Genomic DNA, 25534 nt, shown 5'->3' with positions numbered 1-25534 from the left:
TTGAATGTCCAACCCGAACCATGACAAGGGTGAGCACTACCTGACAACGCCCAAGGCAGAACCGTTTCTGGAACGTCTGATTTTTAACAATCGGGTCGTTATCCTGATCGGCTTTCTGCTGCTGACGGCGTTTCTGGGCTATAACGCTGTAAAGATCCAGCCAGATGCCAGCTTTGAGCGAATGATTCCGCTTGAGCATCCATACGTTATCAATATGTTGGATCATCGTAATGACCTGGAGAATCTTGGCAACTTTGTGCGTATTGCCGTGGAAACCAAAACCGGTGATATTTTCTCGCCCGAGTACATGGAGACGCTAAAGCAGGTCACCGATGAGGTTTTCTATCTTAATGGCGTCGATCGTTCTGGCCTGAAAACCCTGTGGACATCAAACGTTCGGTGGGTGGAAGTAACCGAGCAGGGCTTCCAGGGTGGTACGGTCATTCCGGATGGCTATGATGGCTCTCCTGCAAGTCTTGAGAAGTTGCGTCAGAACATTCTTCGTTCCAACGAAGTAGGGCGACTGGTTTCTGACAACTTCAAATCCACGATTGTGTATGCCCCGCTCTATGAAAAGAATCCGGAGACAGGCGAGCCATTGGACTACGGCACGTTCTCTCGACAGCTGGAAGAGAAAATCCGGGATAAATATGAAGCCCAGAATCCCAATATCGATATTCACATTGTTGGTTTCGCGAAAAAAGTTGGCGACCTTATTGAGGGTATTGGCTCTATTGCCTGGTTTGCGGGCATCACGATTCTGCTGACGACTCTGTTACTGTTCTGGTACTCCCGATGCATTACCGGCACGCTGGTGCCTGTATTTACCTCCATTGTTGCGGTATTCCTGCAGTTGGGCGCACTAAGACTGTTGGGTTATGGCCTGGATCCCTACTCGGTATTGGTGCCTTTCCTGGTCTTTGCTATTGGTATCAGCCACGGCGTACAGATTGTTAACGCCATGGCGGTCGAAGCCGGAAAAGGTTTTGATGCGGAGACCGCTGCCCGCCTTGCATTCCGCGCTTTGTATATTCCGGGCATGTTGGCTCTGATCTCTGATGCTTTCGGTTTCCTCACGCTATTCTTTATCGAGATCGACGTTATCCGGGATCTGGCCATAGCGGCTGGTTTGGGTGTGGCGTTCGTTATCCTCACCAATCTGGTGCTTCATGTCCTGATTATGTCCTACCTTGGTATTTCCAAGGGTGGTGTTCGTCATGTGCAGAATCTGGGTGAAAAGCAGGACCGCAAATGGCGTGTGATGTCTTACTTCGCGCACCCCGGGGTTGCTCCGATCTCGCTGCTCATTGCCGTGATCGGGTTGGGTCTTGGTCTTTACTACAAGCAGGGCCTGAAGGTAGGGGATCTCGACCAGGGCGCGCCGGAGCTTCGTGCCGACTCGCGCTATAACCTGGATAACGCCTATATCATCGATAATTACTCCACAAGCGCCGATGTGCTGGTTGTGATGGTCAAGACGCCGGAAGAGCAATGTACCCAGTACAATGTTCTGCGAGCCATGGATTCCTTGCAGTGGGAGCTGCAGAACACGCCGGGTGTTCAATCCTCCGCTTCGCTTGCCGACGTCTCCAAGATCGTGACCAAGGCTCTGAACGAGGGCAACTGGAAGTGGTATGAGATTTCCCGCAACCAGACCATTATCAACGCATCCATCCGTGAGGCCCCGACGGGCCTTATCAACACCAACTGTAGCCTGACCCCGGTTCTGGTGTTCCTCGAGGATCACAAGGCAGAAACGCTGCAAGCTGTGGTCGAGAGGGTTGAAATGTTCGCTGAGGCTAACAGCGATGAAAATCACACATTCCTGTTGGCAGCTGGTAATGCCGGTGTTGAAGCGGCGACCAATGAGGTTATCGCCAACGCCAAGGATATGATGCTTATTCTGGTTTACAGTGTGGTGAGCCTGCTGTGCTTTGCGACTTTCCGCTCCATTCGGGCTGTACTGTGTATTGTGGTCCCGCTCGGCCTGACGTCGATTCTCTGCGAGGCGATCATGGCCATGTCGGGTATCGGTATCAAGGTAGCAACTTTGCCGGTTATTGCACTTGGTGTAGGTATTGGTGTTGATTACGGCATCTATATCTACAGTAAGCTGGAAAAATACCTGCTGGAAGGCAAAACCCTTCAGGATGCCTATTTTGAGACCCTGCGCTCAACGGGTAAAGCTGTCATGTTTACCGGTGTGACACTTGGGCTTGGTGTGGTGACCTGGATATTCTCGCCAATCAAGTTCCAGGCAGATATGGGCTTCCTGCTGTTCTTCATGTTCCTCTGGAATATGGTTGGGGCAATCTGGCTGTTGCCGGCACTTGCGCGGTTCCTGCTGCGACCGGATCAGATGATTGCCAAAGCGCGGGCTGCCAAATAGAAATTGCAGTCAGCCACAAAAAAGCCCGCATTTCGGGCTTTTTTGTTTCTTACTCAATTGGTTAGCGACCTACTCCATACTTTATTTATCGTGTGAAGTGGTCTATGTTCTACTATGAGGGCGATGTTTGCCCGCGTGCTCAGGCGGGCAGTTGATTCCAACGATGAAAATAAGGAATGATTCACATGACACTGAAACTTAAAGCCTCCGCATTTGCAGTCGCTGCGGCTGTCAGCCTGGGTGCTGCCTCTACCGCTGTTTCTGCGCAGGAACAACGCTTTGTTACTATTGGAACCGGTGGCGTTACCGGTGTTTATTATCCTGCAGGTGGTGCTATTTGCCGCTTGGTCAACATGGACCGCAAAGAACACGGGATCCGTTGCTCTGTAGAGAGTACGGGCGGCTCCGTATACAACCTGAACGCAATCCGACAGGGTGAGCTCGATCTCGCGGTTGCCCAGTCTGACTGGCAATATCACGCCTACAACGGCACCAGCCAGTTCAAGGACGACGGCCCGAACGAAAAACTGCGAGCCGTATTCTCCCTGCACCCCGAGCCGTTTACCGTAGTGGCAAGCAAAGGCTCAGGCATCAAGAACTTCGAAGACCTTGCAGGCAAGCGTGTTTCTGTGGGTAACCCGGGTTCTGGCCAGCGCGCTACTGCCGAAGTGCTGATGAATGAAATGGGCTGGACCATGGACAAGTTCTCGCTGGCTGCCGAGCTGAAGGCTGCAGAGCAATCGCAAGCTTTGTGCGATGGCAACATTGACGCCTTCTTCTACACCGTGGGTCACCCATCCGGTGCCATCAAGGAAGCGACGACTTCTTGTGACAGCGTTCTTGTAAACGTCAATAACAAGTCAGCCAAAAAACTGATTGATGAGAACCCGTACTACCGGAAAGCGGTCATTCCCGGTGGCATGTACCGTGGTTCCGACGACGATGTGACCACTTTTGGTGTGGCAGCGACGTTTGTATCGTCTACCGATGTGCCTGACGAAGTGGTATACGAAGTGGTCAAGGCAGTGTTTGAGAACTTTGACAGCTTCAAGCGTCTGCACCCGGCTTTCGCCAACCTGAAGAAAGAAGAGATGGTGTCTGATGCCTTGAGTGCGCCACTGCACCCCGGCGCAGCCAAGTACTACAAGGAAGCTGGGCTGATCAAGTAAGTTTTACCCCGCCGCCGGCGCATCCCTCGGTGCCCGGCGGTCATTTCGCTTTCCCCATTATTCATTAACAGGATTATGCTATGACCGATAGCGAACCGAAAGGCGGGGGTGCCATCGACCAACAGGGCGTGGAACAATTCCTTCAAACCGAAACCGGGGGAAGGGCGGCCACTGGGTCGGCCGCCGTTATTCTGTTCACGGTGCCGTTGCTGTGGTCTCTTTTTCAGCTGTGGATAGCCTCCCCGCTGCCCTTTATTCTGGAATTCGGGGTCTTCAATTCTACCGAAGCCCGCTCTATTCACCTTGCCTTTGCGTCCTTTTTAGCATTTTCTGCGTTCCCCATGTTCAAGGGTCGGCACACCAATCACGTGCCCGTTTACGACTGGATCCTGGCTCTGGGCGCGGCGTTTACTGCCTCTTATTTGTATGTATTCTATGACCAGCTCGCAACTCGTCCTGGCGCACCCGAAACCCAGGATCTGATTGTTGCCCTGACGGGGCTGGTGTTACTGCTGGAAGCCACAAGACGCTCATTGGGCCTGCCGCTGGCGGTAGTCGCTGCGGTGTTTGTCATTTACGCCCTGGGCGGGCCATTCATGCCAGAGGTTATTGCCCACAAGGGTGCGAGCCTTAGCAAGCTGGCTTCGCATATGTGGCTTGGCACCGAAGGCGTATTTGGTGTGGCACTTGGTGTGTCCACCAGTTTTGTATTCCTGTTCGTGCTGTTTGGCGCACTGCTTGAGCGTGCCGGCGCCGGCAATTACTTTATAAAAGTCGCTTACGCCATGCTTGGTCACATGCGCGGTGGCCCTGCCAAAGCAGCCGTGGTGGCCAGTGGCCTTAGTGGTATTATTTCCGGTTCTTCCATCGCTAACGTTGTCACCACCGGCACGTTCACTATCCCGCTAATGAAGAAAGTAGGTTTTCCGGCAACGAAAGCCGGTGCCGTGGAAGTTGCAGCCTCGACCAACGGTCAGCTGACACCGCCGATCATGGGTGCCGCCGCGTTTTTGATGGTCGAATATGTCGGTATCTCTTACCTCGAAGTGATCAAGCACGCCATTTTGCCGGCGATGATTTCTTACGTGGCGCTGATTTATATCGTGCACCTGGAAGCCTGCAAGATGAACATGAAAGGCGTTGAGCGGCTCAACAAGCCGACCCTGGCTCAGCGCATGCTGGTGTGGGTGATGCTTTTGTTGGGGCTGAGTGCGCTTACCCTGGCGGTATACTACGGCGTTGGCTGGACGAAAGATGTCTTCGGCAGCGCGGCCATGTGGGTACTTACGCCACTCATGGTGGCGATCTACATTGCGCTTGTAGGTTATGGTTCGCGCTTCCCGGATCTGGAAGAAGACGATCCGGACTCGCTTATGGACAAGTTGCCCCCGGTGGGGGATACCGTGAAAACCGGCCTGTATTTTCTGCTGCCAGTGGTGGTTCTGGTGTGGTGCCTCACAGTAGAGCGTTTCTCACCGCAGCTGTCGGCCTTCTGGGCCACGGTGTTTATGTTATTTATCATCGTTACCCAGCGTCCGCTGAAAGCGTTCTTCAAAAACAGCGGTAATTACGTGAGCGGCCTGAAGCAGGGCGGAGCAGATCTGACCCAGTCTCTGGTTATCGGCGCCCGCAACATGGTAGGTATTGGTGTAGCCACCGCCACCGCTGGCATTGTGGTTGGTACGGTTACGCTGACAGGCATCGGCCTGGTGATGACTCAGTTTGTGGAGTTTATCTCCGGCGGTAACCTGCTGTTGATGTTGGGCTTCACTGCCATCATCAGCCTGATACTGGGCATGGGCTTGCCAACGACTGCCAACTACATTGTGGTGTCTACTTTGATGGCCCCGGTCATCGTCACCCTGGGTGCGGAAAACGGTCTGCTGGTGCCGTTGATTGCGGTGCATTTGTTCGTGTTCTATTTCGGCATCCTGGCGGATGACACGCCACCGGTGGGTCTGGCAGCCTACGCCGCTGCGGCGATTTCGGGGGCTGATCCGATACGAACGGGTATTCAGGGTTTCACCTACGATATACGAACCGCCATTCTGCCATTCATGTTCATCTTCAACACCCAGTTGTTGCTGATCGGGCTGACCGGCTGGTTCGACCTGCTGGTCACCGTGTTCAGTGCGGTAACCGCCATGCTGGTGTTCTCCGCCGCAACCCAGGGTTTCTGGTTTACCAAAACCCGCTGGTGGGAAACCATCGGTTTGTTGCTGATTACCTTCACCCTGTTTCGTCCGGGCTTCTGGTGGGACGAAATCTACCCGCCTACCAATGACCGCCCCGGCGTGGAGCTGCTGCAACACGTGGATGAAGTAGCGGCAGACCAGCCCATCGTTCTTCAGGCCTCGGGTATGTCGTTGTCTGGCGACGACACATCGAAGTATCTGCAGTTGCCCCTGCCAGCGGGCGATACGCCTGAGCAGCGGTTGGCCGCAGCCGGCTTGGAAGTTTCCGAGGCAGGAGAGGTGATGAACGTCGAGTTCGTCAACTTTGGCAGCGATGCGGAAAAAGCCGGGCTGAGCTTTGGCTGGACTATCGATACCGTGCAGGTAGCGAATCCGCGACCGCCGAAAGAGCTGATGTTCATTCCAGCACTGCTGTTGCTGGGTTTGCTTGCTTTCTTGCAGTTGCGTCGCAGGGCTGGTGAGCCCGAGCGACCGGACTTTGTGCCCTCGCGTTAAGCGGTGGGCACAGATATCGGTTCAGGCAAAACTCAAAGCAAAACCCGGCATTAACCCGCCGGGTTTTTTTCTGTTAAACTGCCTCCCTTCTTTGGCACCGTGGTTTGTATCGCGGCGGCTATTAACACAAGTGGTCTTTGGTATAGATCACCGCTGAGTTCTTTCCAGAGCACTCTCTGGAACACTCTTTTGGAGCGCACCATGCCCGTAGTAACCCTGCCTGATGGCAGTCATCGCAGTTTTGCCCAACCTGTCACCGTACACGATGTGGCAGCCGATATCGGTGCCGGTCTGGCCAAGGCCGCCCTGGCCGGTAAAGTCGATGGCAGCCTGGTCGATACCAGTCACCTGATCGAACAAGACGCAGAGCTCGCCATCATCACAGAGCGCGACCCTGACGGCCTTGAGGTTATTCGTCACTCTACGGCCCACCTGCTGGCCATGGCGGTCAAAGAGTTGTTTCCGGAAGCTCAGGTCACTATAGGCCCAGTGATAGATGACGGTTTTTACTACGATTTCAAATACGACCGCCCTTTCACCAATGAAGATCTGGCGCGTATCGAAAAGCGCATGGCGGAACTTGCCAAGCAGGATCTGCCTGTTTCCCGCTCCGTGATGTCCCGCAGCGAAGCCGTTGCGTTATTTACTGAAATGGGTGAAGAGTACAAAGTTCGCATTATTGAGGACATTCCCGGCGAAGAGGATCTGTCGTTCTACCGCCAGGGTGATTTTATTGATCTGTGCCGCGGCCCGCACGTGCCTAGCACCGGTAAAATGAAGGCTTTCAAGCTCACCAAGGTTGCCGGGGCTTACTGGCGTGGCGACACCGGCAACGAACAGTTGCAGCGGGTGTACGGCACTGCCTGGGCCAACAAGAAGGATCTGAAAGCCTACTTGCATCGCATCGAAGAAGCCGAAAAGCGTGACCATCGCAAAGTGGGCAAGAAGCTTGGCCTGTTTCATATGCAGGAAGAAGCTCCCGGCATGGTGTTCTGGCATCCGGATGGCTGGGCTGTGTACCAGGAGATTGAGCAGTACATGCGCGATATTCTGCGCCGCCACGGGTACCAGGAAATAAAGACACCTCAGATCGTGTCCCGCTCACTTTGGGAAAAATCCGGCCATTGGGACAAGTTCAAAGAGGGCATGTTCACCACTGAGTCGGAAAAACATGACTTCGCCATCAAGCCGATGAACTGCCCGTGCCATATCCAGGTGTTCAATCAGGGCCTGAAAAGCTACAAGGACTTGCCGCTGCGGTTGGCGGAATTCGGCTCCTGTCACCGCAACGAAGCCTCCGGTGCATTGCACGGGTTGATGCGGGTGCGTGGTTTTACCCAGGATGACGCCCACATCTTCTGTGAGGAAAATGCGATTCAGAAGGAAGTGTCCAGGTTTATTGACCTGCTGCATGAGGTTTACAAGGATTTTGGTTTTACCGAAATTTTGTACAAGCTGTCTACCCGCCCGGAAAAGCGCGTAGGCTCTGATGAAGTTTGGGACAAGTCCGAGGCTGCATTAGAGGAAGCTCTGAACCGTGAAGGCGTCGACTGGGAGCTTTTACCGGGCGAAGGTGCTTTTTATGGCCCGAAAATCGAGTTTTCTCTCAAGGATTGTATCGGTCGGGTATGGCAATGTGGCACCATCCAGGTAGATTTCTCCATGCCTGGGCGCCTGGGCGCGCAATATGTCGCTGACAATTCAGAGCGTAAAACGCCGGTGATGTTGCATCGCGCAGTGCTGGGCTCGTTCGAGAGGTTTATTGGTATTCTGATTGAGGAGTACGAGGGCGCATTCCCGACATGGCTGGCTCCGACTCAGGTGGCAATTCTCAATATTACCGATAATCAGCGTGATTATTGTCAGAATCTGGCGAAAAAGTTCGATTCTTTAGGCTTTAGGGTTAATGCTGACTTGAGAAACGAGAAGATCGGCTTTAAAATCCGCGAGCATACTATTAACAAAGTTCCCTACCTTGTCGTTGTCGGCGATAAAGAAGTCGAAAACAACGCCGTTGCGGTGAGAACCCGCAAAGGTGAAGATTTGGGAACCCTATCGCTCGAAGCGTTTGAGCAGCTTCTGCAGGAAGATGTTGAGCGCAAGGGCAGAATCAAGACGGAGAATTGACTATTAAACAGCGAACGAATCGGGGTGGGCGTACTCCAAAGGCGCCGATCAATGAGAATATTGATGCAACTGAAGTCCGCCTGATCGATGCCGAAGGCAATCAGGTTGGTGTGGTATCGATCGAAGACGCCCTCAAGATGGCAGAGGAGGCGACCCTGGATCTGGTACAGGTTACAGATTCCGATCCGATCGTCTGTAAAATAATGGACTATGGTAAAAAAGTCTTCGACGAGAAAAAGGCGAAGGCTGCTGCCAAGAAGAAACAGAAACAGACGCAAGTCAAAGAGCTTAAGTTCCGACCAGGAACTGAAGAAGGGGATTATCAGGTAAAACTACGCAACCTGGTACGTTTCCTTGAAGGCGGGGACCGCGGCAAAATCACTATCCGCTTCCGTGGCCGTGAGATGGCACACCAGGAAATTGGTATGAAGCTCATGGAACGCATTGAAGCAGATATTGACGCGCTGGCTCAGGTTGAAATGCGGCCGAAAATGGAAGGCCGCCAGATGACCATGATTGTGGCTCCCCGCAAAAAGAAGTGAATCTGACTCAATGATTTGTCCCCTGCACCAAGCGGGGGATTTGTCGTTCAGGTTCACATTGATGCACTAAAAACAGAATGCGGAGTTTTAAAAAATGCCTAAGATGAAAACCAAAAGTGGAGCGGCCAAGCGGTTCAAGAAGACTGCTACCGGCTTCAAGCACAAGTCAGCCTTCACCAGTCACATTCTGACCAAGAAGAGTCCCAAGCGTAAGCGTCAGCTGCGTGGTACTTCATTGGTTGTCAAATCTGATGTGGCTTCCGTAAAGCGTATGCTCGGTAAGTAACGCAGCAATACACTCACAACGGTTTTAAGGTAGAAGGATTAAAGTATGGCTCGTGTTAAGCGTGGCGTGGTTGCACGTCGTCGTCATAAGAAGATTTTAAAGCAGGCCAAGGGTTACTACGGTGCCCGTAGCCGTGTGTTCCGCGTTGCCAAGCAAGCGGTTATTAAAGCCGGTCAGTACGCATATCGCGACCGTCGTAACCGTAAGCGTTCATTCCGCGCTCTGTGGATTGCACGTATTAACGCCGGTGCCCGCGCTAACGGTCTGTCATACAGCCGTTTGATCGCTGGTCTGAAAAAGGCAAACGTTGAGATCGATCGTAAGGTTCTGGCTGATCTGGCCATGAACGAGCAGCAGGCATTTGCCGCTGTTGTTGATACAGCCAAAGCATCTCTCTGATCGCTTAGCTCTTTCATCGATTGCGAATCGATCCGGTGTCAGGCGCCTATCCATTAAGCGCAACAGACATTGTTTAATAGGGGAAGGGCACGCTCTTCCCCTATTTTTGTTTCAAGATTTCAATTTTTTGAAATCCTCACTTCTGGTTTGGAGCAGGGTCAATGGAAAACCTGGAGCAACTGGTTCAGGGCGGTTTGGCAGCAGTAGAACAAGCCGGCAGCTTGCAGGCGCTTGATCAAATTCGTGTGGAATACCTCGGCAAGAAAGGCGTAATTACCCAGCAAGCGAAAACTCTGGGCAAACTCTCTGCAGAGGAACGTCCCGCGGCCGGCCAGAAGATAAATGAGGCAAAAGGGCAGGTTGAGCAAGCGATTAATGCGCGACGCAGTGACCTTGAGCGGGTCGCCATTGAGCAGAAGCTCGCCGGTGAATCCATAGACGTAAGCCTGCCTGGTCGCGGTCAGGATCTTGGTGGATTGCACCCGGTTACCCGAACTCTCCAACGTATTGAAGACTTCTTTTCCCGTGCCGGCTACACCGTAGAGCAGGGCCCGGAAATTGAAGACGACTACCACAACTTCGAAGCTCTCAACATTCCGGGCCACCATCCCGCCCGGGCTATGCATGATACCTTCTATTTTAATCCCGGCACCTTGCTGCGCACCCACACGTCCCCGGTGCAGATTCGTACCATGGAAGCCGGAAAGCCCCCATTTCGCATGATCTGCCCAGGGCGGGTTTATCGTTGTGATTCGGATATGACCCATACCCCGATGTTCCATCAGGTTGAAGGGTTGCTGATCGAAAAAAATGTCAGTTTCGCCGATCTGAAAAGTACGGTAGAAGAGTTTCTGCGGGTGTTTTTTGAGCGTGACCTTCAAGTGCGCTTTCGTCCGTCCTACTTCCCGTTCACTGAGCCCTCCGCCGAGGTGGATATCGAGTGGGGTCGGGAAGCCGATGGCAGCATCAAATGGCTGGAAATTATGGGTTGCGGCATGGTGCACCCCAAGGTATTCGGGTATTGCGGCATTGATGCCGAGGAGTACCGGGGCTTTGCATTCGGTATGGGCGTAGAGCGTCTGGCCATGCTCCGTTATGGCGTGAACGACTTGCGGATGTTCTTTGAGAACGATCTGCGTTTTCTGCGTCAGTTCCGTTAATACGGCGCTTTACGGCATCCAAATCAACAGTCGAAACCGCATCAGGATAAGGCAATAACCATGAAATTCAGTGAGCAGTGGCTGCGCGAGTGGGTTAACCCGGAGATCAGCTCTCAGGAGTTGATGGACCAGATTACAATGGCAGGGCTGGAAGTCGATGGCTTCGAGCCCGTAGCCGGTAAGTTTCAAGGGGTGGTGGTTGGAGAGGTTCTGTCTGTAGAGCCCCACCCGGATGCCGACAAACTTCGTGTATGCCAAGTGAGTGATGGCGGCCAGACAGTCCAGGTTGTGTGTGGCGCTCCGAATGTGCGCCAGGGGTTGAAGGTGCCTTTTGCTGTGATTGGCGCAGTGCTGCCCGGTGATTTCAAAATCCGGAAAGCAAAACTTCGTGGCCAGCCGTCTGAAGGAATGTTGTGCTCAGGATCCGAGCTGGGGCTGTCTGAAGATCACGACGGCATCATGGAACTGCCCGCCGATGCGCCGGTAGGGGCAGCGGTAAGTGATTATCTCAAGCTAAATGACGTAGCCATCGATGTGGATCTGACGCCTAACCGCAGTGACTGCCTCTCTATCAAAGGCATTGCTCGCGAAGTGGGCGTGCTGAACAGCATGGTTCAGCAATCACCGCAGATTGATCCGGTTGAGGCGGTACATTCTGAGGTTCCTGGCATCCGCGTTGATGCTCCTGAGGGTTGTCCGCGTTACCTGGGCCGCATTCTTCGCAATGTGAACCTTCAGGCCGAGACGCCCTTGTGGATGCGGGAGAAACTCCGGCGATCCGGCGTTCGTTCAATTGATGCAGCTGTGGATGTGACCAACTACGTGATGTTGGAACAGGGGCAGCCACTGCACGCATTTGATCGTGATGAGATCAGCGAAGGGATTGTTGTGCGCATGGCACTTCCGGCAGAGAAACTGGTGCTGCTGGACGGACAGGAAGTTGAGCTGACGGAGCAGACGCTCGTTATCGCAGATCACGAAAAACCCATTGCTATCGCTGGCATTATGGGTGGCGAGCACTCAGGTGTGAACTCCAAAACCCGTGATCTGGTACTTGAAGCGGCCTACTTTGACCCGATCACCCTCGCGGGCAAGGCCCGTCATTACGGCCTGCATACGGATGCGTCGCACCGCTTCGAGCGCGGCGTCGATTATGAACTTGCCCGTGACGCCATGGAGCGTGCAACCCATCTGCTCATGGGTATCGTAGGCGGCGAGCCTGGCGAGATTGTTGAGGTGGCCAGTGCAGAGCACCTGCCAAAGGGGCGCACTATTGATCTTCGTTCACAGCGGCTGGCTGACGTGTTGGGTCTTGAAATCGATCGCACCACGGTTGAGCAAATCCTGATCCGGCTTGGCCTGGGCATTGGAAAATTACTGAAGAATGGTTGGCGCATTACTGTGCCCAGTTTTCGCCCCGATATTTCGATCGAGGAAGATCTAATCGAAGAAGTGGGGCGCATCTATGGCTACAACAACCTGCCGGTTACCGAGCCGACAGGCTCCCTTGGCCTGAGAGTGAACGAAGAAGCGACTCGCCCGGTTTCGGCCATACGTGATTACTTTGTTTCTCATGGTTATCAGGAGGCGATCACTTACAGCTTTGTAGACCCCAAGGTGCAGGCGCAGATAGATCCCGAGCATGAAGGCATTGCGCTGGCAAATCCGATTTCATCGGACTTGTCTGTGATGCGAACCAGCCTCTGGAGTGGTTTGCTGAAAACAGTTGCCCACAACCAGAACCGACAGCAGTCGCGTATCCGCCTGTTCGAGACAGGTTTGCGTTTTCTGCAGGACGGTCAGCGCATTGATCAGCACCCCATGCTGGCAGGGGTTGTTGTTGGTTCACAATACCCCGAAAACTGGGTAAACGGTCGCAGAACGGCGGACTTCTTTGATGTAAAAGGAGAGTTGGAAGGACTGTTCAGTTTGCTGGGTATCGAGATCGGGTTTCTGGGTAGCCAGCACCCGGCTCTGCACCCGGGCCAGACGGCAGAACTCCTCCGGGATGGCGAACATGTCGGTTGGCTGGGCACATTGCACCCACAAGTTCAGAAAAATCTTGAACTTAATGGCACGATTCTGATGTTTGAGCTATCCTTGAATTCGATCATTACCGGATATGTGCCTAATTTCAAAGAAATTTCAAAATTCCCGGAAGTTCGCCGGGATTTGGCTATCATTATCAGTAGTGAAGTTGCGTTTGCCGATGTTGAGCGTGTAGCCAGAAAGCATGCCGGCGAGCGACTTACGGCGTTGCGTGCGTTTGATGTATACGAAGGAGAGAGTCTGGGTGAGGGCAACCGAAGCCTGGCGTTAAGTCTGTTCTGGCAGCATCCTGAGCGCACGTTGAATGAAGATGAGGTGCATTCGCTCTTCAACGGTGTCATCGACGCATTGAAGGAAGAGTTGGAGGCAACACTGAGGAGTTGAGAGATGGCGGCTTTGACGAAAGCGGAAATGGCGGAGCGCTTGTATGAGGAGTTGGGCCTGAACAAACGCGAAGCCAAGGAAATGGTGGAAGCTTTTTTCGACGAGATCAGAGGCGCGCTCAGCCACAACGAACAGGTAAAACTGTCGGGTTTCGGGAACTTTGACCTGCGTGATAAAAAGCAGCGTCCTGGACGAAACCCGAAAACCGGTGAAGAGATTCCTATAAGCGCCCGACGTGTTGTTACGTTTCGCCCGGGACAGAAACTGAAACAGAAAGTAGAAGCGTATGTTGGAACCCAGTCATAACAACGAACTCCCTGCTATTCCCGGGAAGCGTTATTTCACGATCGGTGAGGTAGCGGATCTGTGCGCGGTGAAAGCCCACGTACTGCGCTATTGGGAGCAGGAGTTCCCCCAGCTGTCACCCGTAAAGCGACGGGGTAATCGCCGGTATTATCAGCGAGCCGACGTTATTACCATTCGTCAGATACGCAGTTTGCTGTACGAGCAGGGTTACACGATTGGCGGTGCCAAGCAGAAGCTTAGCAGCCATGAGGTGAAAGACGATACCACTCAGTACAAGCAGCTTATTCGACAGATGATATCCGAGCTGGAAGAGGTGCTGGACGTACTCAATGCACCCGTAAAATAACCAGACTCCTCAAACAAAAAAGCCGAAGTGATTCCCCGTCACTTCGGCTTTTTTGTATCAGGCTTAATTTACTGCTTTTTGCAGGTTTTTATACCCAGCAGTGAATACGCCGGGCAGTTGCCGATCAGCGCGGTCGCCAGCGACACGATACCAATCCAGCCCCAGGGTGTTTGTGGCCCGACAAACACCAGTGCCAGAAGTATAATTCCGACAAGGGCGCGAATAATCCGGTCTGCAGAACCCATATTAACGCTCATGATTCATTCTCCTGTGTTGGTATGAGGCTACGATTCTTACTTTAGCGCTCACGGCGAGCCAGTTCAGTGATAAAGTCACACTGTCGCTGTCCGTATTAAAAGCTCAGGGAAGACTCATGTTGCGTCACAGTATTCTGGAAACCCTGCCTCGAGAGCTTCAAAAGGAAGCTGTTGAAAGTATTAAGGTTATGCGCTTTCTTCCGGGGCAAATCCTGTTCCACGCGGGTGAGCATTGCAAGGGCTTGCCGCTAATGCTTAGTGGTGCGGTCAAGGTTCAGATGACAGGCGTGTCCGGCAACAGTATCGTGCTGTACCGCATGGGCGCTGATGATATTTGTACCTTGTCTATTGGCTGCCTGATGACGGGCTATGGATACCGCGCAGAGGCCTTTGTGGAAGAGGAGTCCGAAGCTGCCATGGTTCCCCGGGGTCTGTTTGACCGGCTGATGGATCAGTCGGCCGCTTTTCGCCTCGGTATTATGGAATCCTATGGGCGCCGCCTGGATGACCTGATGCTGTTGGTTGAAGAGGTGGCTTTTCGCCGAATGGATGAACGCCTTGAGGAATGGTTAGGCGCCCGGCGCAGTCCCATCCACATTACTCATCAAGAGCTCGCCGTCGAGCTGGGGACCGCCAGAGAGGTTGTCAGTCGGTTGTTGAAAGAGCTTGAGCGAAAGGGCAGGGTGCAATTGTCACGTGGCAGAATTGATGTAAAAGGCGTGTAAGGCAATCGCCCCAGAGATCCCTCTCGGGCTCCGGGGCGATTGGCCAACCTTTTAGAAACGGTGGTAAACGTTACCAGTCGGTGACGGATTTAACTTCCAGGAACTCTTCCAGGCCCCATACGCCACCTTCGCGGCTGCCATTACCGGACTGCTTCATACCGCCGAATGGAAAGCCTGCCGATCCGGATTTGCCGTTAATTTCCACCATGCCCGACCTGACCTGCCTGGCGACTCTGCGGGCTTTGTCTTTGTCGGAGGTCTGGATATAGTTGGTAAGCCCGTAGAGCGTATCGTTTGCCAGCTCTATCGCTTCCTCTTCCGTTTCAAAAGGCGTGATAGCCAGAACCGGGCCGAAAATTTCTTCACTCCATATGGTCATGTTGGGTGTAACATCCGCGAACACGGTTGGTTTCACGAAATAGCCTGCCTCAAAACCTTCTGGCCTGCCTTCACCGCCAGCTACCAGCGTAGCACCTTCCTCTATACCTTTTTTGATCAACGCCTGAACCTTCAGGAACTGCTGCCCGGACACTACCGGCCCGATATGCCGACCTTCATTACCTGCGAGACCTACGTCGGTTTTACCAGCAATCATCGCTGCGGTTTCAACGGCCTGTTTGTAAAGAGACTTTTCCACCAGCATTCGCGTAGGAGCGTTGCAGGACTGGCCCGAGTTAGCGAAGCAGTGGCGTACACCACGGGTCACTGCCTTTTCGTCAGCGTCAGCAAAGATGATGTTGGCGCCTTTGCCCCCCAGCTCCAGGCCGACTCGCTTCATGGTGTCTGCTGCAGCAATTGTGATTGCTTTGCCGGCACGGGTGGAGCCGGTAAAGCTGACCAGATCAACATCCGGGTGCTCGGACAGTTGCGAACCAACGCCTGCGCCATCGCCGTTAATAAGGTTGAAAACGCCTTCCGGGAAGCCCGAGCTATCAATCATTTCGGCAAGAAGCATCGCCGACAGAGGCGAGATCTCAGACGGCTTGATAACCACCGTGCAGCCTGCGGCGAGGGCTGGAGCGACCTTCAGCATCACCTGGTTCATCGGCCAGTTCCAAGGTGTGATCAGCGCACAGACACCTACCGCCTCGTGCAAAATGATGTTGTCCGGTGCGTGCTCACCGAGAGGGTGTTCAAAGTTGAAAGACTTCAGGGCACGGATGGTGTTCTTCAGGTGTGCGGCGCCGGCGCCAACCTGTGCGCTTCGTGCAAGGTCAATGGGCGCGCCCATTTCCTGGCTGATGGTTTGGGCCATCTCTTCTGCGCGTTCCTTGTAGGTCTCAAACAAGCGTTCCAGCAGCTCAATACGTTGTTCTTTGGTAGACGCCGACCAGGCCGGAAATGCTTTCTTTGCAGCACTGACAGCTTTGTCCGTATCAGCCTGCGAGCCTAGCGTTATCTTGGAAAATCCCTTTTCATCAGAAGGGTTTATAACGTCCAGGTGTTGGGTTCCCTCAGGGGTAACCCACTTCCCATTAATGTAAAACTTGGTTGCATCCATCGTGGTTCAGCTCTTTGTTGGGAGTTTGGACCATGGTATCAGATTGGTCGGCTGCGGGGCCTGAGGCGCTGGCAAAATTGTAACGCGCACCAAGTTGCCAAGGGCACCGGGTGAAGTGTCATTGCAGAAGAAATCGGTCATTCAACACACAGGCTCCCCAAAAGAAGCCTGTGCTCGTCGCATTTAAGGTTCAGAAGTTAAAACCAATACCGGCACTGTACGCCCAGGCACCGTCGTCGAAGTTATCGTTGGCGTCGCTCGCACTATCAAAGAATACCTGATACTCCGTCTGAAACGTGATGAAGGTTTTTGGTTTGACGTAGTACTTCACGCCGACCTCAGGCCCTGCGAAGAAGGTCTCATCAACATCGTCCCCATAGATGCCACCAATGTTTGCACCAATAAATGGCCGCCATTTCCCGGCATCAAAATGATAATCCCCGAACACCCGGGTCGCACCACTCCAGTTTGAGTCATTTTCGCTATCGGCAAAGCCAATACTTTGGCGAATACCAAAAACTGTGCTTTCAGAGTAAAACTGGCCAAGATCAAAGCTGAGACTGCCAGTGCTGTTATCGAAGCCAGAGTCGCTCGCTCCGGAACCCGAAAGGGTAAAGAGCCGATCGCCGGCCTCAGGTTCAGCTAATGCAAGCGCTGGCGACATAGTCAGGCACAAAACGGCCAAAGAATTTTTCCACTGCATAGCACTTTCTCCTACATGATTCGGCAGCATGCAAGCCAAAATGCTGTGCCACCGAACGTTGATTAACACCATAAAGCGTAGAGCAGGCTCGAACGTTTGGTGATCACCTACCAGAATTTGTAATGTTCCGCAGCGACGCTCCTCACAAATATGCGTGTCCAAGGTGACAATTGGTTGGCACTTGCTACTCACACTAAACACCCGCTTTGTGGACTGAAAAGCTGCCACCTCCATCTCTATTAATAGCTTGATTTTATGGTTTTTTCTGTCATTTCTGGTACTTAAACTGAAGGCTGGTGTCATGAAAAGCGACGTATTATTAGCGGGTTACAGGCGGTTCTTTAGGCGATCCCTGGCATATTTTATGGTCCACTTTTACAGTGAAAATGGGCCATAAAACATGAACAAAGTTTAACCAAAAAGACGGTAACTGCATCGCAACTTCCAGCATTAGCCAGCAATCAATGGCGAATACGCTGGCGTGTGCCGACCTCGGCAACCGGTCAGTGATGGCGCGATGGCTTTGGCTTTTAGGGTTGCCAGCGATCCAGGAACCGCTGTGAATGCAGAGAATCCGGCGATTGGGTTCTGATCCAGGTGCTATCACCCATTTCCCCTTGGGCCCGCCGTTAGCATTGAACAACCGTTACTGGTTGAAGCAAAAATCTTTGGCTTAACGTATTGAAGCCTTTCGTGAAATTGCAGGGGTAGGCAGAAAGTCGTGAGACCCTGAAAGTTGCCCGTCAGGCCATTGTAGAAAAGTTTAGCGGGAAATTTTTGGCTAGAAACGAAAAAGAGCACATCCAAAGATGTGCCCTAAGCCGTTGAAATATGGTCGGGACGGTAGGATTTGAACCTACGACCCCTTGCACCCCATGCAAGTGCGCTACCAAGCTGCGCTACGCCCCGATACGCTATATGCCGTCGTTTCGAAGCCGGGCTTTGATACCAAGCTTTGCTGACATGCGCCAAAGAGACTTAAAGAGGAATCTCAGTGGCTTAGCGGGAGCGAAGTCTACACTAGCCCAAAGCAAAAATAAACAGACTTTGTAGGTTTCGCTCCCGGATTTCCCGGATTTTTAGCGGAGCTTGGTTTCTCTGAGCTTCTGCACGAACTCTGGCGGATCAAAGCTGTCTGGTTGCGATACAGCCCAGTATTTATCGAAGACCGCCATGCCGGTTTTACCCTCTAGCAGTGCGCCGGGCGCCAGGAAGGGGAACAGGTCGATGTACGAGTGTACTTTCGTTTTCGACACCCGGCGAACAATGTGCTCGGGTCCCAGCTCGCCGGGGTGGCGCAGGCCGGAGGCCTCCAGCAGATTTTGCAGCGCATCCAGAGTGTTTTTGTGGAAGTTGTACACCCTCTTGCTTTTGTCTTCTACATCCAGCTTGTTGCTTCTTCTGGGGTCCTGAGTGGCAACACCGCTGGGGCAGCGACCAGTATGGCAATTCAGGGCCTGGATGCAGCCCAGTGAAAACATGTAGCCGCGGGCCGCGTTGCACCAGTCAGCTCCCAAGGCGAGCGTACGTGCAATATTGAAAGCAGAGGTGATTTTCCCGGCAGCACCAATGGCGATATCTTCCCTTAGATTGGTGCCCACCAGAGTGTTGTGAACCAGAAGGAGCGCCTCTGTCATGGGCGTGCCAATACGATTGATGAACTCCAGGGGCGCCGCGCCAGTGCCACCTTCGCCGCCGTCTACAACAATAAAGTCGGGCTTGCGCCCGGTCTCGAGCATCGCTTTAACAATAGCGAACCATTCCCAGGGGTGGCCGATAGCCAGCTTGAAACCCACTGGTTTACCTCCGGACAGTTCGCGGAGCTGGTCCAGAAACTCAAGCATTTCAATGGGCGTTGAAAAGGCCGAGTGCTGTGCGGGCGAGATGCAGTCTTCGCCAACCGATACACCTCGGGCTTCTGCAATTTCCGGTGTTACTTTGGCGCCGGGGAGAATACCTCCGTGGCCGGGTTTTGCACCCTGAGATAGTTTGACCTCTATCATTTTTACCTGATCGATCGTCGCATTTCTTGCAAACTGTTCAGGGCTGAATGTGCCGTCTTTGTTTCGACAACCGAAGTAGCCGGAACCGATTTCCCAGACCAGGTCGCCCCCGGGCTCCTTGTGATAGCGGGAGATAGAGCCTTCGCCTGTGTCGTGATAAAAGTCGCCCATTTTGGCGCCCGTGTTCAGACTCAGAATCGCGTTTGCAGACAGCGAGCCAAAGCTCACGGCAGAGATATTGAAAACGCTTGCGTTATAGGGCTTGGCGCAGCGCGAGCCAATCTGCACGCGGAAGTTGCTATTCGCGATTTTTGATGGTTTAAGGGAGTGATTTATCCATTCGAAACCGTCGTCATACATTTTCAGTTGCGAGCCAAAGGGGCGCTTGTCCAGCACATTTTTGGCGCGTTGATAGATGAGGGTGCGCTGATCCCTTGAAAAGGGCTGCTCGTCGTTATCAGACTGAATAAAGTACTGGCGGATCTCGGGCCCTATGGACTCAAAAAGATAACGGAAGTGCACCATAATGGGGTAGTTGCGGCTGATCGTGCGCGATTTCTGCAGCAAGTCGTAGGTGCCAAGAATCGCCAGGGCACCGAATATACCCGTGAAAATATACCCCCCCTCAAACTGCAGACTGAGTGCCAGAGAGACAATAAAGCCTGAAATGCTCATCACATAGGCTGAGTAGCGCATTGGGAAGGTAGTTGTTTTCTCCATGAATATCTGGCCTGGCTATATGGGTGCTTTTGGTGGCTTGTATCGGATGGCTTGCTTCATTTTGACAGGGCCAAGTATATCGATACGGCGCCTGAGTGATATCCGATTGATGAAGCTTTCAGCTGTGGTGTTCTGAATTTGGTCTATTCTGACAGTTGGTGTCTCCATTTCGACGTTTTTGATGTTTTGAACTCAAAACATTAGTATGGCGCGCCTGTAACGTTTTAATCCGGATTATGACGGGTATTCGTTACCAAACTCAGGATCAGGAGGCGCCAAACGTGGGCGACGTAGTTAAAGACGAGTATCAAACGGATTACGTAGCCGGCCAGGATAATATCAAACCATTTGGGCTTGATCTGCACGCACCGGTATTTCCGATCACCGCAATACTGGTGGTTCTTTTTGTCATGGGAACGCTGATGTTTCCGGAGGCCGCCAAGGAATTGCTGGACGGCGCCAAACTGGACATCATTGCAACCTTTGACTGGTTTTTCCTGCTAAGCGCCAACATTTTTGTCATCGTGTGTATTGCGTTGATTTTCATGCCTGTGGGGAAAATCCGCCTGGGTGGAATGGATTCCAAGCCCGAGTTCTCAACCATATCCTGGTTTTCCATGCTTTTTGCGGCTGGCATGGGTATCGGCCTGATGTTCTGGGCCGTTGCAGAGCCCGTGGCCTATTACACTGGTTGGTACGGGACTCCTTTTGACGTGGTTGCCAACACACCTGAAGCCCGTGATCTTGCCATGGGCGCCACCATGTATCATTGGGGTCTTCATCCTTGGGCGGTTTACTCTATTGTTGCGCTCTCGTTAGCGTTCTTTTCGTTCAATAAGGGTATGCCACTGACCATCCGTTCTGCCTTTTTTCCTCTGCTGAAGGACAAAGTGTGGGGCTGGCCCGGCCATATTATTGATATCCTGGCAGTTGTTGCGACCATTTTCGGCCTGGCGACGTCTCTTGGTTTCGGTGCACAACAAGCGGCCTCCGGCTTGAGCTACCTGTTTGGAATGGGCTCTGGCATCAACGTTCAAATGGCTATCATCGTTGGTGTGACCGCTGTTGCGCTTATGTCTGTGCTGCGTGGTCTTGACGGCGGGGTTAAGGTGCTAAGTAACATCAACATGGCCTTGGCGGGCATCTTGCTGTTCTTCATTATTTTTGCCGGCCCAACCATGAGCATTCTCGAAAACATATGGGCGACCAGTGTCAGCTATGTGACCAACATCGTGCCATTGAGCAACCCGTTTGGGCGTGAAGACGAAACCTGGTTGCGTGGCTGGACGGTATTCTACTGGGCCTGGTGGATTTCCTGGTCACCTTTCGTAGGTATGTTTATTGCGCGGGTTTCCAAAGGCCGGACTGTTCGTGAATTTGTGACAGCTGTTTTGATCATACCGACAGTGATTACCACGGTGTGGATGAGCTCCTTTGGTGGCTCAGCGTTGGAGCAGATTGATAAAGGTATCGGTGTGCTTGCAGAAAAGGGCATTACTGAGGTTTCTCTGGCCACATTCCAGATGTTTGAACACCTGCCGTTCACAGGCATCCTTTCGTTTATCGGCATTGTGTTGGTGCTCGTGTTCTTTATAACGTCGTCGGACTCCGGCTCACTGGTTATCGACAGCATAACCGCTGGTGGTAAAACCGATGCACCCACAGCACAGCGTGTGTTCTGGGTGGTGATGGAAGGGGCCATTGCAGCGGCCTTGATCTTTGGCGGCGGTGCAGATGCGCTGGGTGCTATCCAGGCAACGGCGATCAGTGCGGGCTTACCCTTCACGGTGATTCTGCTGATCATGACCTGGGGCCTGTTGAAAGGCCTGACCCATGAGCGCAAGTTGCTGATCGCCAGAGGCGAGATGACATAATAATGTAAGCAACGAAGCGTAAAAAAACCGGAGCCCAGGCTTCGGTTTTTTTACGCTTGTCAGTCAGAAAATGCGATGGGAATGATGTGCTTGTGGCTTAGAGGCTGGCGAAGGTTTCCATCACGTAGTTTGCACGTTCTCTGGGCGTAAAGTGAGGACGTTTCAGGCTTTCAATAGCTCTTAGCCTTGGCAGCAATCCGCGTCCGTTTGCCATTTGAATTGCCAGGCCGGGTCGAGCGTTGAGTTCAAGCAGTAAGGGGCCTTCGTTGGCGTCTACCACAAGATCAACACCCATATAGCCCAGGCCGGTTGCCTCATAACAGCGTGAGGCCATTTCGAGCATCTCTCCCCAGTCTTCAATGTTGATGTTTTCCAATGCCAGGCCGGTGTCGGGATGAAGCGTAATGGGACGGTTGAACTGCACCGCATTCAGGCTTTTACCTGTGCCTATGTCCAGGCCCACGCCTACAGCGCCTTGGTGCAGGTTGGCTTTGCCATCAGATGCAGTGGTTGCAAGCCGCAGCATGGCCATAACCGGGTAACCCTGAAACACGACTATCCGTATGTCAGGAACGCCCTGGTGAGAGTATCGGGCCAGAGAAGGGGCCGACTCCACCAGATTTTCAACAATGGCGACATCGGGCGTGCCTGCAAGCGAATAGAGACCCGCCAGAATATTGGTCAGGTGCCGCTCCAGCACAGGTGCGCCCACACGGGTTCCGGATGCTTTTACAAAGTAATCCCCGTCCCGGCCTGTAATCACCGTAATACCTTTGCCGCCAGAGCCTTTTGCGGGCTTGATGGCAAAACCTGTGAGACCTTCAGCCATTTCCCTGAAATGGGATATCTCATGCTGTTGCTTTACAACCTGCAGGAGTTTCGGCGTTTTTACACCATACTCGGCAACAACCAGCTTGGTTTTGAGCTTGTTGTCTACCAGCGGATAGGACGAGCGCTCGTTGTAACGCGCGATATAGTCCACGTTGCGCCGATTCATGTTCAGTATGCCTAGCCGGTTCAACGAGCGCGGGGAGATCCAGTCCATATCAGTCGTACACCTTCATTGGCGTAAAGCGTCTAAGCTCGCTGAGCTTGTGGCCGGTGTATTGACCCATCAGAAGGATCAGGCCCAGAATCGCAAAGTGCAGCTCGGGGAAGTTGAACGTCAGGTGGCCTGCCAAAGGTGCACTCATCAGCAAATAGGCACAGATCGCAACGAACAGGCTGCCGGACCCCTGAACCAGGACTTCCTGGCCGCCTTCTTCCTCCCAGAGGATCGACATGCGCTCAATCGTCCAGGCGATGATGACCATGGGAAAGAAGGTTACGGTCATGCCCGTATTGAAGCCCATCTGGTACCCCAAAATGCTTAAGCCTGCCGTAATGAAAATGACCAGAATGATCAGCGCAGATATCCGCGATACAAGCAGGAGGTTCAAGCTGGAGAGATATCCCCGCATTGCCAGGCCAATGGAAACCACCGACAGGAAGGCAATAAGGCCGGGTATAAGTGTGGTTTGAACAAAGGCGACGGCAATCAGTACCGGCATGAAGGTGCCTGAGGTACGAATACCGATCACGATACGCATGAATGCAACCACCAGTGCTCCGAGCGGCAGGAGAAGGAGCATGCGGAACATGCTCTGCTCCTCAATCGGGAGTTCATAGAAGCTCAGAAAGCCGAGACCATTGCCCTCGGACTGCATGGCGGCAAGCTGGAGGGCTGGTATGGTTTGCCGAAGCATGGAAAAGCTGATCTCGGAGTTGTCGCCGCCGACAACATCCAGCAGGGACTCGGAACCTTGCCGCCAAAGCAGCAGGTCTTCGGGAACGCCCTGAGCAGCGGTTTTAGGATTAAGCGTGAGCCAGCGTTCGCCGTTATAGATTTGCAGGAAGGGGATCAGTTGCTGTCTCCGACGTGCATCTTCAAGCTTGAGGCCATCGGCTGTCCTGGCAGGAATGCCGGAGTGGTTGAGCATGTTAACCAGCAATTGAAGGTAGTTTTCCTCGGACACGAGCAGAGTGGTGTTCTGAACGCGGGTGTCTGGCTGCATCAGCCGAATCAGTTCCCGCGTCATACTCTCCGGTGTGCTTGAACGCTCTTTCGCCTGGGCCAGAATTTCCCGGACAGCCGTCGCTTGGGGTTCTTCCCAGAACAACTGTTTGGTTTTAGGTGGCTGAGCGGGTGGTTCAGACTCGGCGCCCGGGTCGGGTATGAACTGGGCCTTGAAATACAGGGTTTGTGGCCCCGTTACTTCACGTTTGGTCCATTCCGCACGACGGCTTCCGGGCTTGTCGATGATTGAGAAGCCATAGCCAGGAGAAGCTGCCTGTTCTGTCAGAATCTGGAACCCGGGTGGTTGCGCAGGAACGTTCAGGCTGGCCACAACCGAGTCGTTGGCTCCATCAAAATCAACACGGGCTTCCACCATCCAGACGGGGCGTTGCTCGCCGGTTAGCCAGGGAATTCCAAGCTCTATGTGTCGCCATACAGCTAAAGAAATACCTGCGCTGATAAGCAGGAAAACGGCAATATAAAACGGTAAGCGGGAGGGGCTAGTCACTATTTTTTCCCGTTGTCATTATCGTTACGGATTGATTCGGGCAGTTCCGTTGCATACTCCTTGCCGACATCAATCAGCATGACATCCCGGAGCACGTTCCGGCCGATAAGAGCCTGATAAGTAAGATTGCTTCGGTCTGCGAGCGTGAATTCTGCAACCTGTTGGTGGTCGCCGATAGAGAACTGAAGTTCAACAACAACGCGCCGCTCCGCTTCATCGGCGCTGGCCTGGATGACTTTCACGCGGCGAGAGATCTCTTTTTCGAGGGTGACAAAGTCTTCTGTGCCTGGCACAGGAACATCAAAGCGAACCCAGTTGCTTCCGTCGCGCTCAAAGCGGGTGATATTCCGTGCGTCAATCGAAGAGGTTTCAGCTCCGCTGTCAATCCGGGCTTTGTAGATCAGTTCCGGGCCAGCCAGATGAAAATTCTCAACCTCACCAACCACCACTTTTCCCTTGAGCCGGTCAGCGTGGCCTTTTACTTTATCGGAGGCGGGACAGACCTTCTGAGCCGGGATCGGAGGACAGGAGGGCTTCGCAACCTGAGTCGCAATTGCCTCCAGCACTTTTTGCGTGGCAACTTCGTTGCTCTCTAAAACCTTCTCATGACGAACCGTTGCGTTCTGCTCCATGGTTACCAGAGTGGCACGCTGGCTTTGAACTGAGGCATTCATATCGCCCAGATCAGATTTAGGAACCATGAAATACCTGTCTGCCGAACATCCCGTCAGCAGAACAGTGCCTGCAAGAACTGCAACGGAGAACGTCGATAGACCAGCTCGCAATCGTTTAGAAGACATGAAAAACCCCTGAGCCGGTTGCCGGTCACACGCGGAATACCACGAGTATGACGGTCTGAAAGTGTGGAACTGAGAATATCTGGAGCGGAAGTATACAACAACCGACCTGTGTATTTGCTTTACAGTTGGTTAAGGGGAGAAAAAATGACGAGTGCCGAGCACCTCGTCAGAACGCAGGTACTCTTGGATAACCGGGGAGCAATTCAGATAAAACAACAGCAGTTCGCGCTGAATGTCCTGATCCTGCACTCGCGCAGCATAAGTGATCAGGTCGCGTATGGCATCGTCACTGTTGGTTTCAGCATTGGCAGGGCTTTTGCCGTACCGGCTGTTCAGCAGGGAGGTCAGCCGTTCAAGGTGGAACTCAGCGGTGTGAGTGATGTGAGGAAGGATGCGAAACTCGCTTGCGCCAGAGTTCTTTCAGCATGTTGGTTTATCCATTTTGGTTCTGACTCTGAGTGTGCCCGAATGCCGTTAAAAAAGCGTAATGCCACTAACTGCAGGCTACGTTTATCTTTCTAATGGATATTAGGTCCCGCG

General features: G+C 53.1%; 21 protein-coding genes and 1 tRNA gene. 14 read left to right on the top strand and 8 right to left on the bottom strand.

The features are described 5' to 3' along the window. Positions 1-4: 4 nt before the first annotated feature. The 11 genes from ACN0V1_RS14840 to ACN0V1_RS14790 all read left to right on the top strand — a co-directional run bounded on the left by ACN0V1_RS14840 (position 5) and on the right by ACN0V1_RS14790 (position 13847). Positions 5-2389, top strand: a complete 2385-nt coding sequence (locus tag ACN0V1_RS14840) for an efflux RND transporter permease subunit (protein WP_417545733.1) — start codon at positions 5-7, stop codon at positions 2387-2389. A 185-nt stretch (positions 2390-2574) separates the two neighbouring features. Next, positions 2575-3558: a TAXI family TRAP transporter solute-binding subunit gene (locus ACN0V1_RS14835; protein ID WP_417545732.1), complete on the top strand. Its 984-nt coding sequence runs from the start codon at positions 2575-2577 to the stop codon at positions 3556-3558. Positions 3559-3638: 80 nt separating this feature from the next. Then, the gene (locus ACN0V1_RS14830) at positions 3639-6248 is read left to right on the top strand and encodes a TRAP transporter permease (RefSeq protein ID WP_417545731.1); all 2610 of its coding nucleotides are present in this window, start codon (positions 3639-3641) and stop codon (positions 6246-6248) included. Positions 6249-6449: 201 nt separating this feature from the next. Continuing rightward, positions 6450-8375, top strand: a complete 1926-nt coding sequence (gene thrS, locus ACN0V1_RS14825) for a threonine--tRNA ligase (RefSeq protein ID WP_417545730.1) — start codon at positions 6450-6452, stop codon at positions 8373-8375. Next, a complete protein-coding gene (gene infC, locus ACN0V1_RS14820; RefSeq protein ID WP_186318013.1) occupies positions 8372-8917 on the top strand; it encodes a translation initiation factor IF-3 in 546 nt (181 codons plus the stop codon). Before thrS ends, infC begins: the two co-directional genes overlap by 4 nt. Before the next feature lie 94 nt (positions 8918-9011). Then, positions 9012-9203: a 50S ribosomal protein L35 gene (gene rpmI, locus ACN0V1_RS14815; RefSeq protein ID WP_339781655.1), complete on the top strand. Its 192-nt coding sequence runs from the start codon at positions 9012-9014 to the stop codon at positions 9201-9203. Positions 9204-9248: 45 nt separating this feature from the next. Beyond that, positions 9249-9602, top strand: a complete 354-nt coding sequence (gene rplT, locus ACN0V1_RS14810) for a 50S ribosomal protein L20 (protein WP_144779867.1) — start codon at positions 9249-9251, stop codon at positions 9600-9602. Positions 9603-9763: 161 nt separating this feature from the next. Next, entirely contained in the window at positions 9764-10762 is a 999-nt protein-coding gene (gene pheS, locus ACN0V1_RS14805) for a phenylalanine--tRNA ligase subunit alpha (RefSeq protein WP_417545729.1), read from the top strand. A gap of 60 nt (positions 10763-10822) precedes the next feature. Further along, positions 10823-13195 (top strand): phenylalanine--tRNA ligase subunit beta, encoded by a 2373-nt coding sequence (gene pheT / locus ACN0V1_RS14800; protein ID WP_417545728.1) that lies wholly within the window; start codon positions 10823-10825, stop codon positions 13193-13195. A gap of 3 nt (positions 13196-13198) precedes the next feature. After that, the gene (gene ihfA, locus ACN0V1_RS14795; RefSeq protein WP_071264800.1) at positions 13199-13501 is read left to right on the top strand and encodes an integration host factor subunit alpha; all 303 of its coding nucleotides are present in this window, start codon (positions 13199-13201) and stop codon (positions 13499-13501) included. Continuing rightward, positions 13482-13847 (top strand): MerR family transcriptional regulator, encoded by a 366-nt coding sequence (locus ACN0V1_RS14790; RefSeq protein WP_096783163.1) that lies wholly within the window; start codon positions 13482-13484, stop codon positions 13845-13847. Before ihfA ends, ACN0V1_RS14790 begins: the two co-directional genes overlap by 20 nt. Before the next feature lie 68 nt (positions 13848-13915). Here ACN0V1_RS14790 and ACN0V1_RS14785 read toward each other — a convergent pair whose 3' ends face one another. Continuing rightward, a complete protein-coding gene (locus tag ACN0V1_RS14785; RefSeq protein ID WP_417545727.1) occupies positions 13916-14104 on the bottom strand; it encodes a DUF2892 domain-containing protein in 189 nt (62 codons plus the stop codon). Between the two features lie 116 nt (positions 14105-14220). Between ACN0V1_RS14785 and ACN0V1_RS14780 the strand changes: the two genes are divergently transcribed. Beyond that, a complete protein-coding gene (locus ACN0V1_RS14780; protein WP_417545726.1) occupies positions 14221-14829 on the top strand; it encodes a Crp/Fnr family transcriptional regulator in 609 nt (202 codons plus the stop codon). A 70-nt stretch (positions 14830-14899) separates the two neighbouring features. Here the strand turns inward: ACN0V1_RS14780 and ACN0V1_RS14775 are convergent, their stop codons facing one another. The 4 genes from ACN0V1_RS14775 to ACN0V1_RS14760 form a co-directional block, all read right to left on the bottom strand. After that, positions 14900-16330, bottom strand: a complete 1431-nt coding sequence (locus ACN0V1_RS14775) for an aldehyde dehydrogenase family protein (protein ID WP_417545725.1) — start codon at positions 16328-16330, stop codon at positions 14900-14902. 190 nt (positions 16331-16520) lie between these two features. Then, positions 16521-17336, bottom strand: a complete 816-nt coding sequence (locus ACN0V1_RS14770; RefSeq protein WP_417545724.1) for a hypothetical protein — start codon at positions 17334-17336, stop codon at positions 16521-16523. A 529-nt stretch (positions 17337-17865) separates the two neighbouring features. Next, a tRNA-Pro gene (locus ACN0V1_RS14765) sits at positions 17866-17942 on the bottom strand. 170 nt (positions 17943-18112) lie between these two features. Further along, positions 18113-19756 carry an FMN-binding glutamate synthase family protein gene (locus tag ACN0V1_RS14760; protein ID WP_417545723.1) on the bottom strand — a complete coding sequence of 548 codons (1644 nt, stop codon included), beginning with the start codon at positions 19754-19756 and terminating at the stop codon, positions 18113-18115. 281 nt (positions 19757-20037) lie between these two features. Between ACN0V1_RS14760 and ACN0V1_RS14755 the strand changes: the two genes are divergently transcribed. Then, complete coding sequence (locus ACN0V1_RS14755) at positions 20038-21630, top strand: BCCT family transporter (RefSeq protein WP_417545722.1); 1593 nt, start codon at positions 20038-20040, stop codon at positions 21628-21630. Positions 21631-21727: 97 nt separating this feature from the next. On the opposite strand, the gene ACN0V1_RS14750 is transcribed toward ACN0V1_RS14755, so the two are convergent. The 3 genes from ACN0V1_RS14750 to ACN0V1_RS14740 are packed head-to-tail and all read right to left on the bottom strand — an operon-like array spanning position 21728 to position 24994. Then, on the bottom strand, positions 21728-22675 hold the full coding sequence (locus ACN0V1_RS14750) for an alpha-L-glutamate ligase-like protein (RefSeq protein WP_417545721.1): 948 nt from the start codon (positions 22673-22675) through the stop codon (positions 21728-21730). Between the two features lies 1 nt (position 22676). After that, positions 22677-24194, bottom strand: a complete 1518-nt coding sequence (locus tag ACN0V1_RS14745; protein WP_417545720.1) for an inactive transglutaminase family protein — start codon at positions 24192-24194, stop codon at positions 22677-22679. Next, on the bottom strand, positions 24194-24994 hold the full coding sequence (locus tag ACN0V1_RS14740) for an ATP-dependent zinc protease (protein WP_417545719.1): 801 nt from the start codon (positions 24992-24994) through the stop codon (positions 24194-24196). The genes ACN0V1_RS14745 and ACN0V1_RS14740 overlap by 1 nt, the downstream gene beginning before the upstream one ends. Positions 24995-25138: 144 nt before the next feature. On the opposite strand from ACN0V1_RS14740, the gene ACN0V1_RS14735 reads away from it, so the two are divergent. Continuing rightward, positions 25139-25516, top strand: a complete 378-nt coding sequence (locus ACN0V1_RS14735) for a hypothetical protein (protein WP_417545718.1) — start codon at positions 25139-25141, stop codon at positions 25514-25516. Positions 25517-25534 lie beyond the last annotated feature (18 nt).

Source organism: Marinobacter sp., assembly GCF_048266785.1.
Taxonomy (GTDB): Bacteria; Pseudomonadota; Gammaproteobacteria; order Pseudomonadales; family Oleiphilaceae; genus Marinobacter.
The sequence above is the reverse complement of the archived record's forward strand: the minus strand, read 5'-3'. Positions and strand labels throughout refer to the sequence as shown.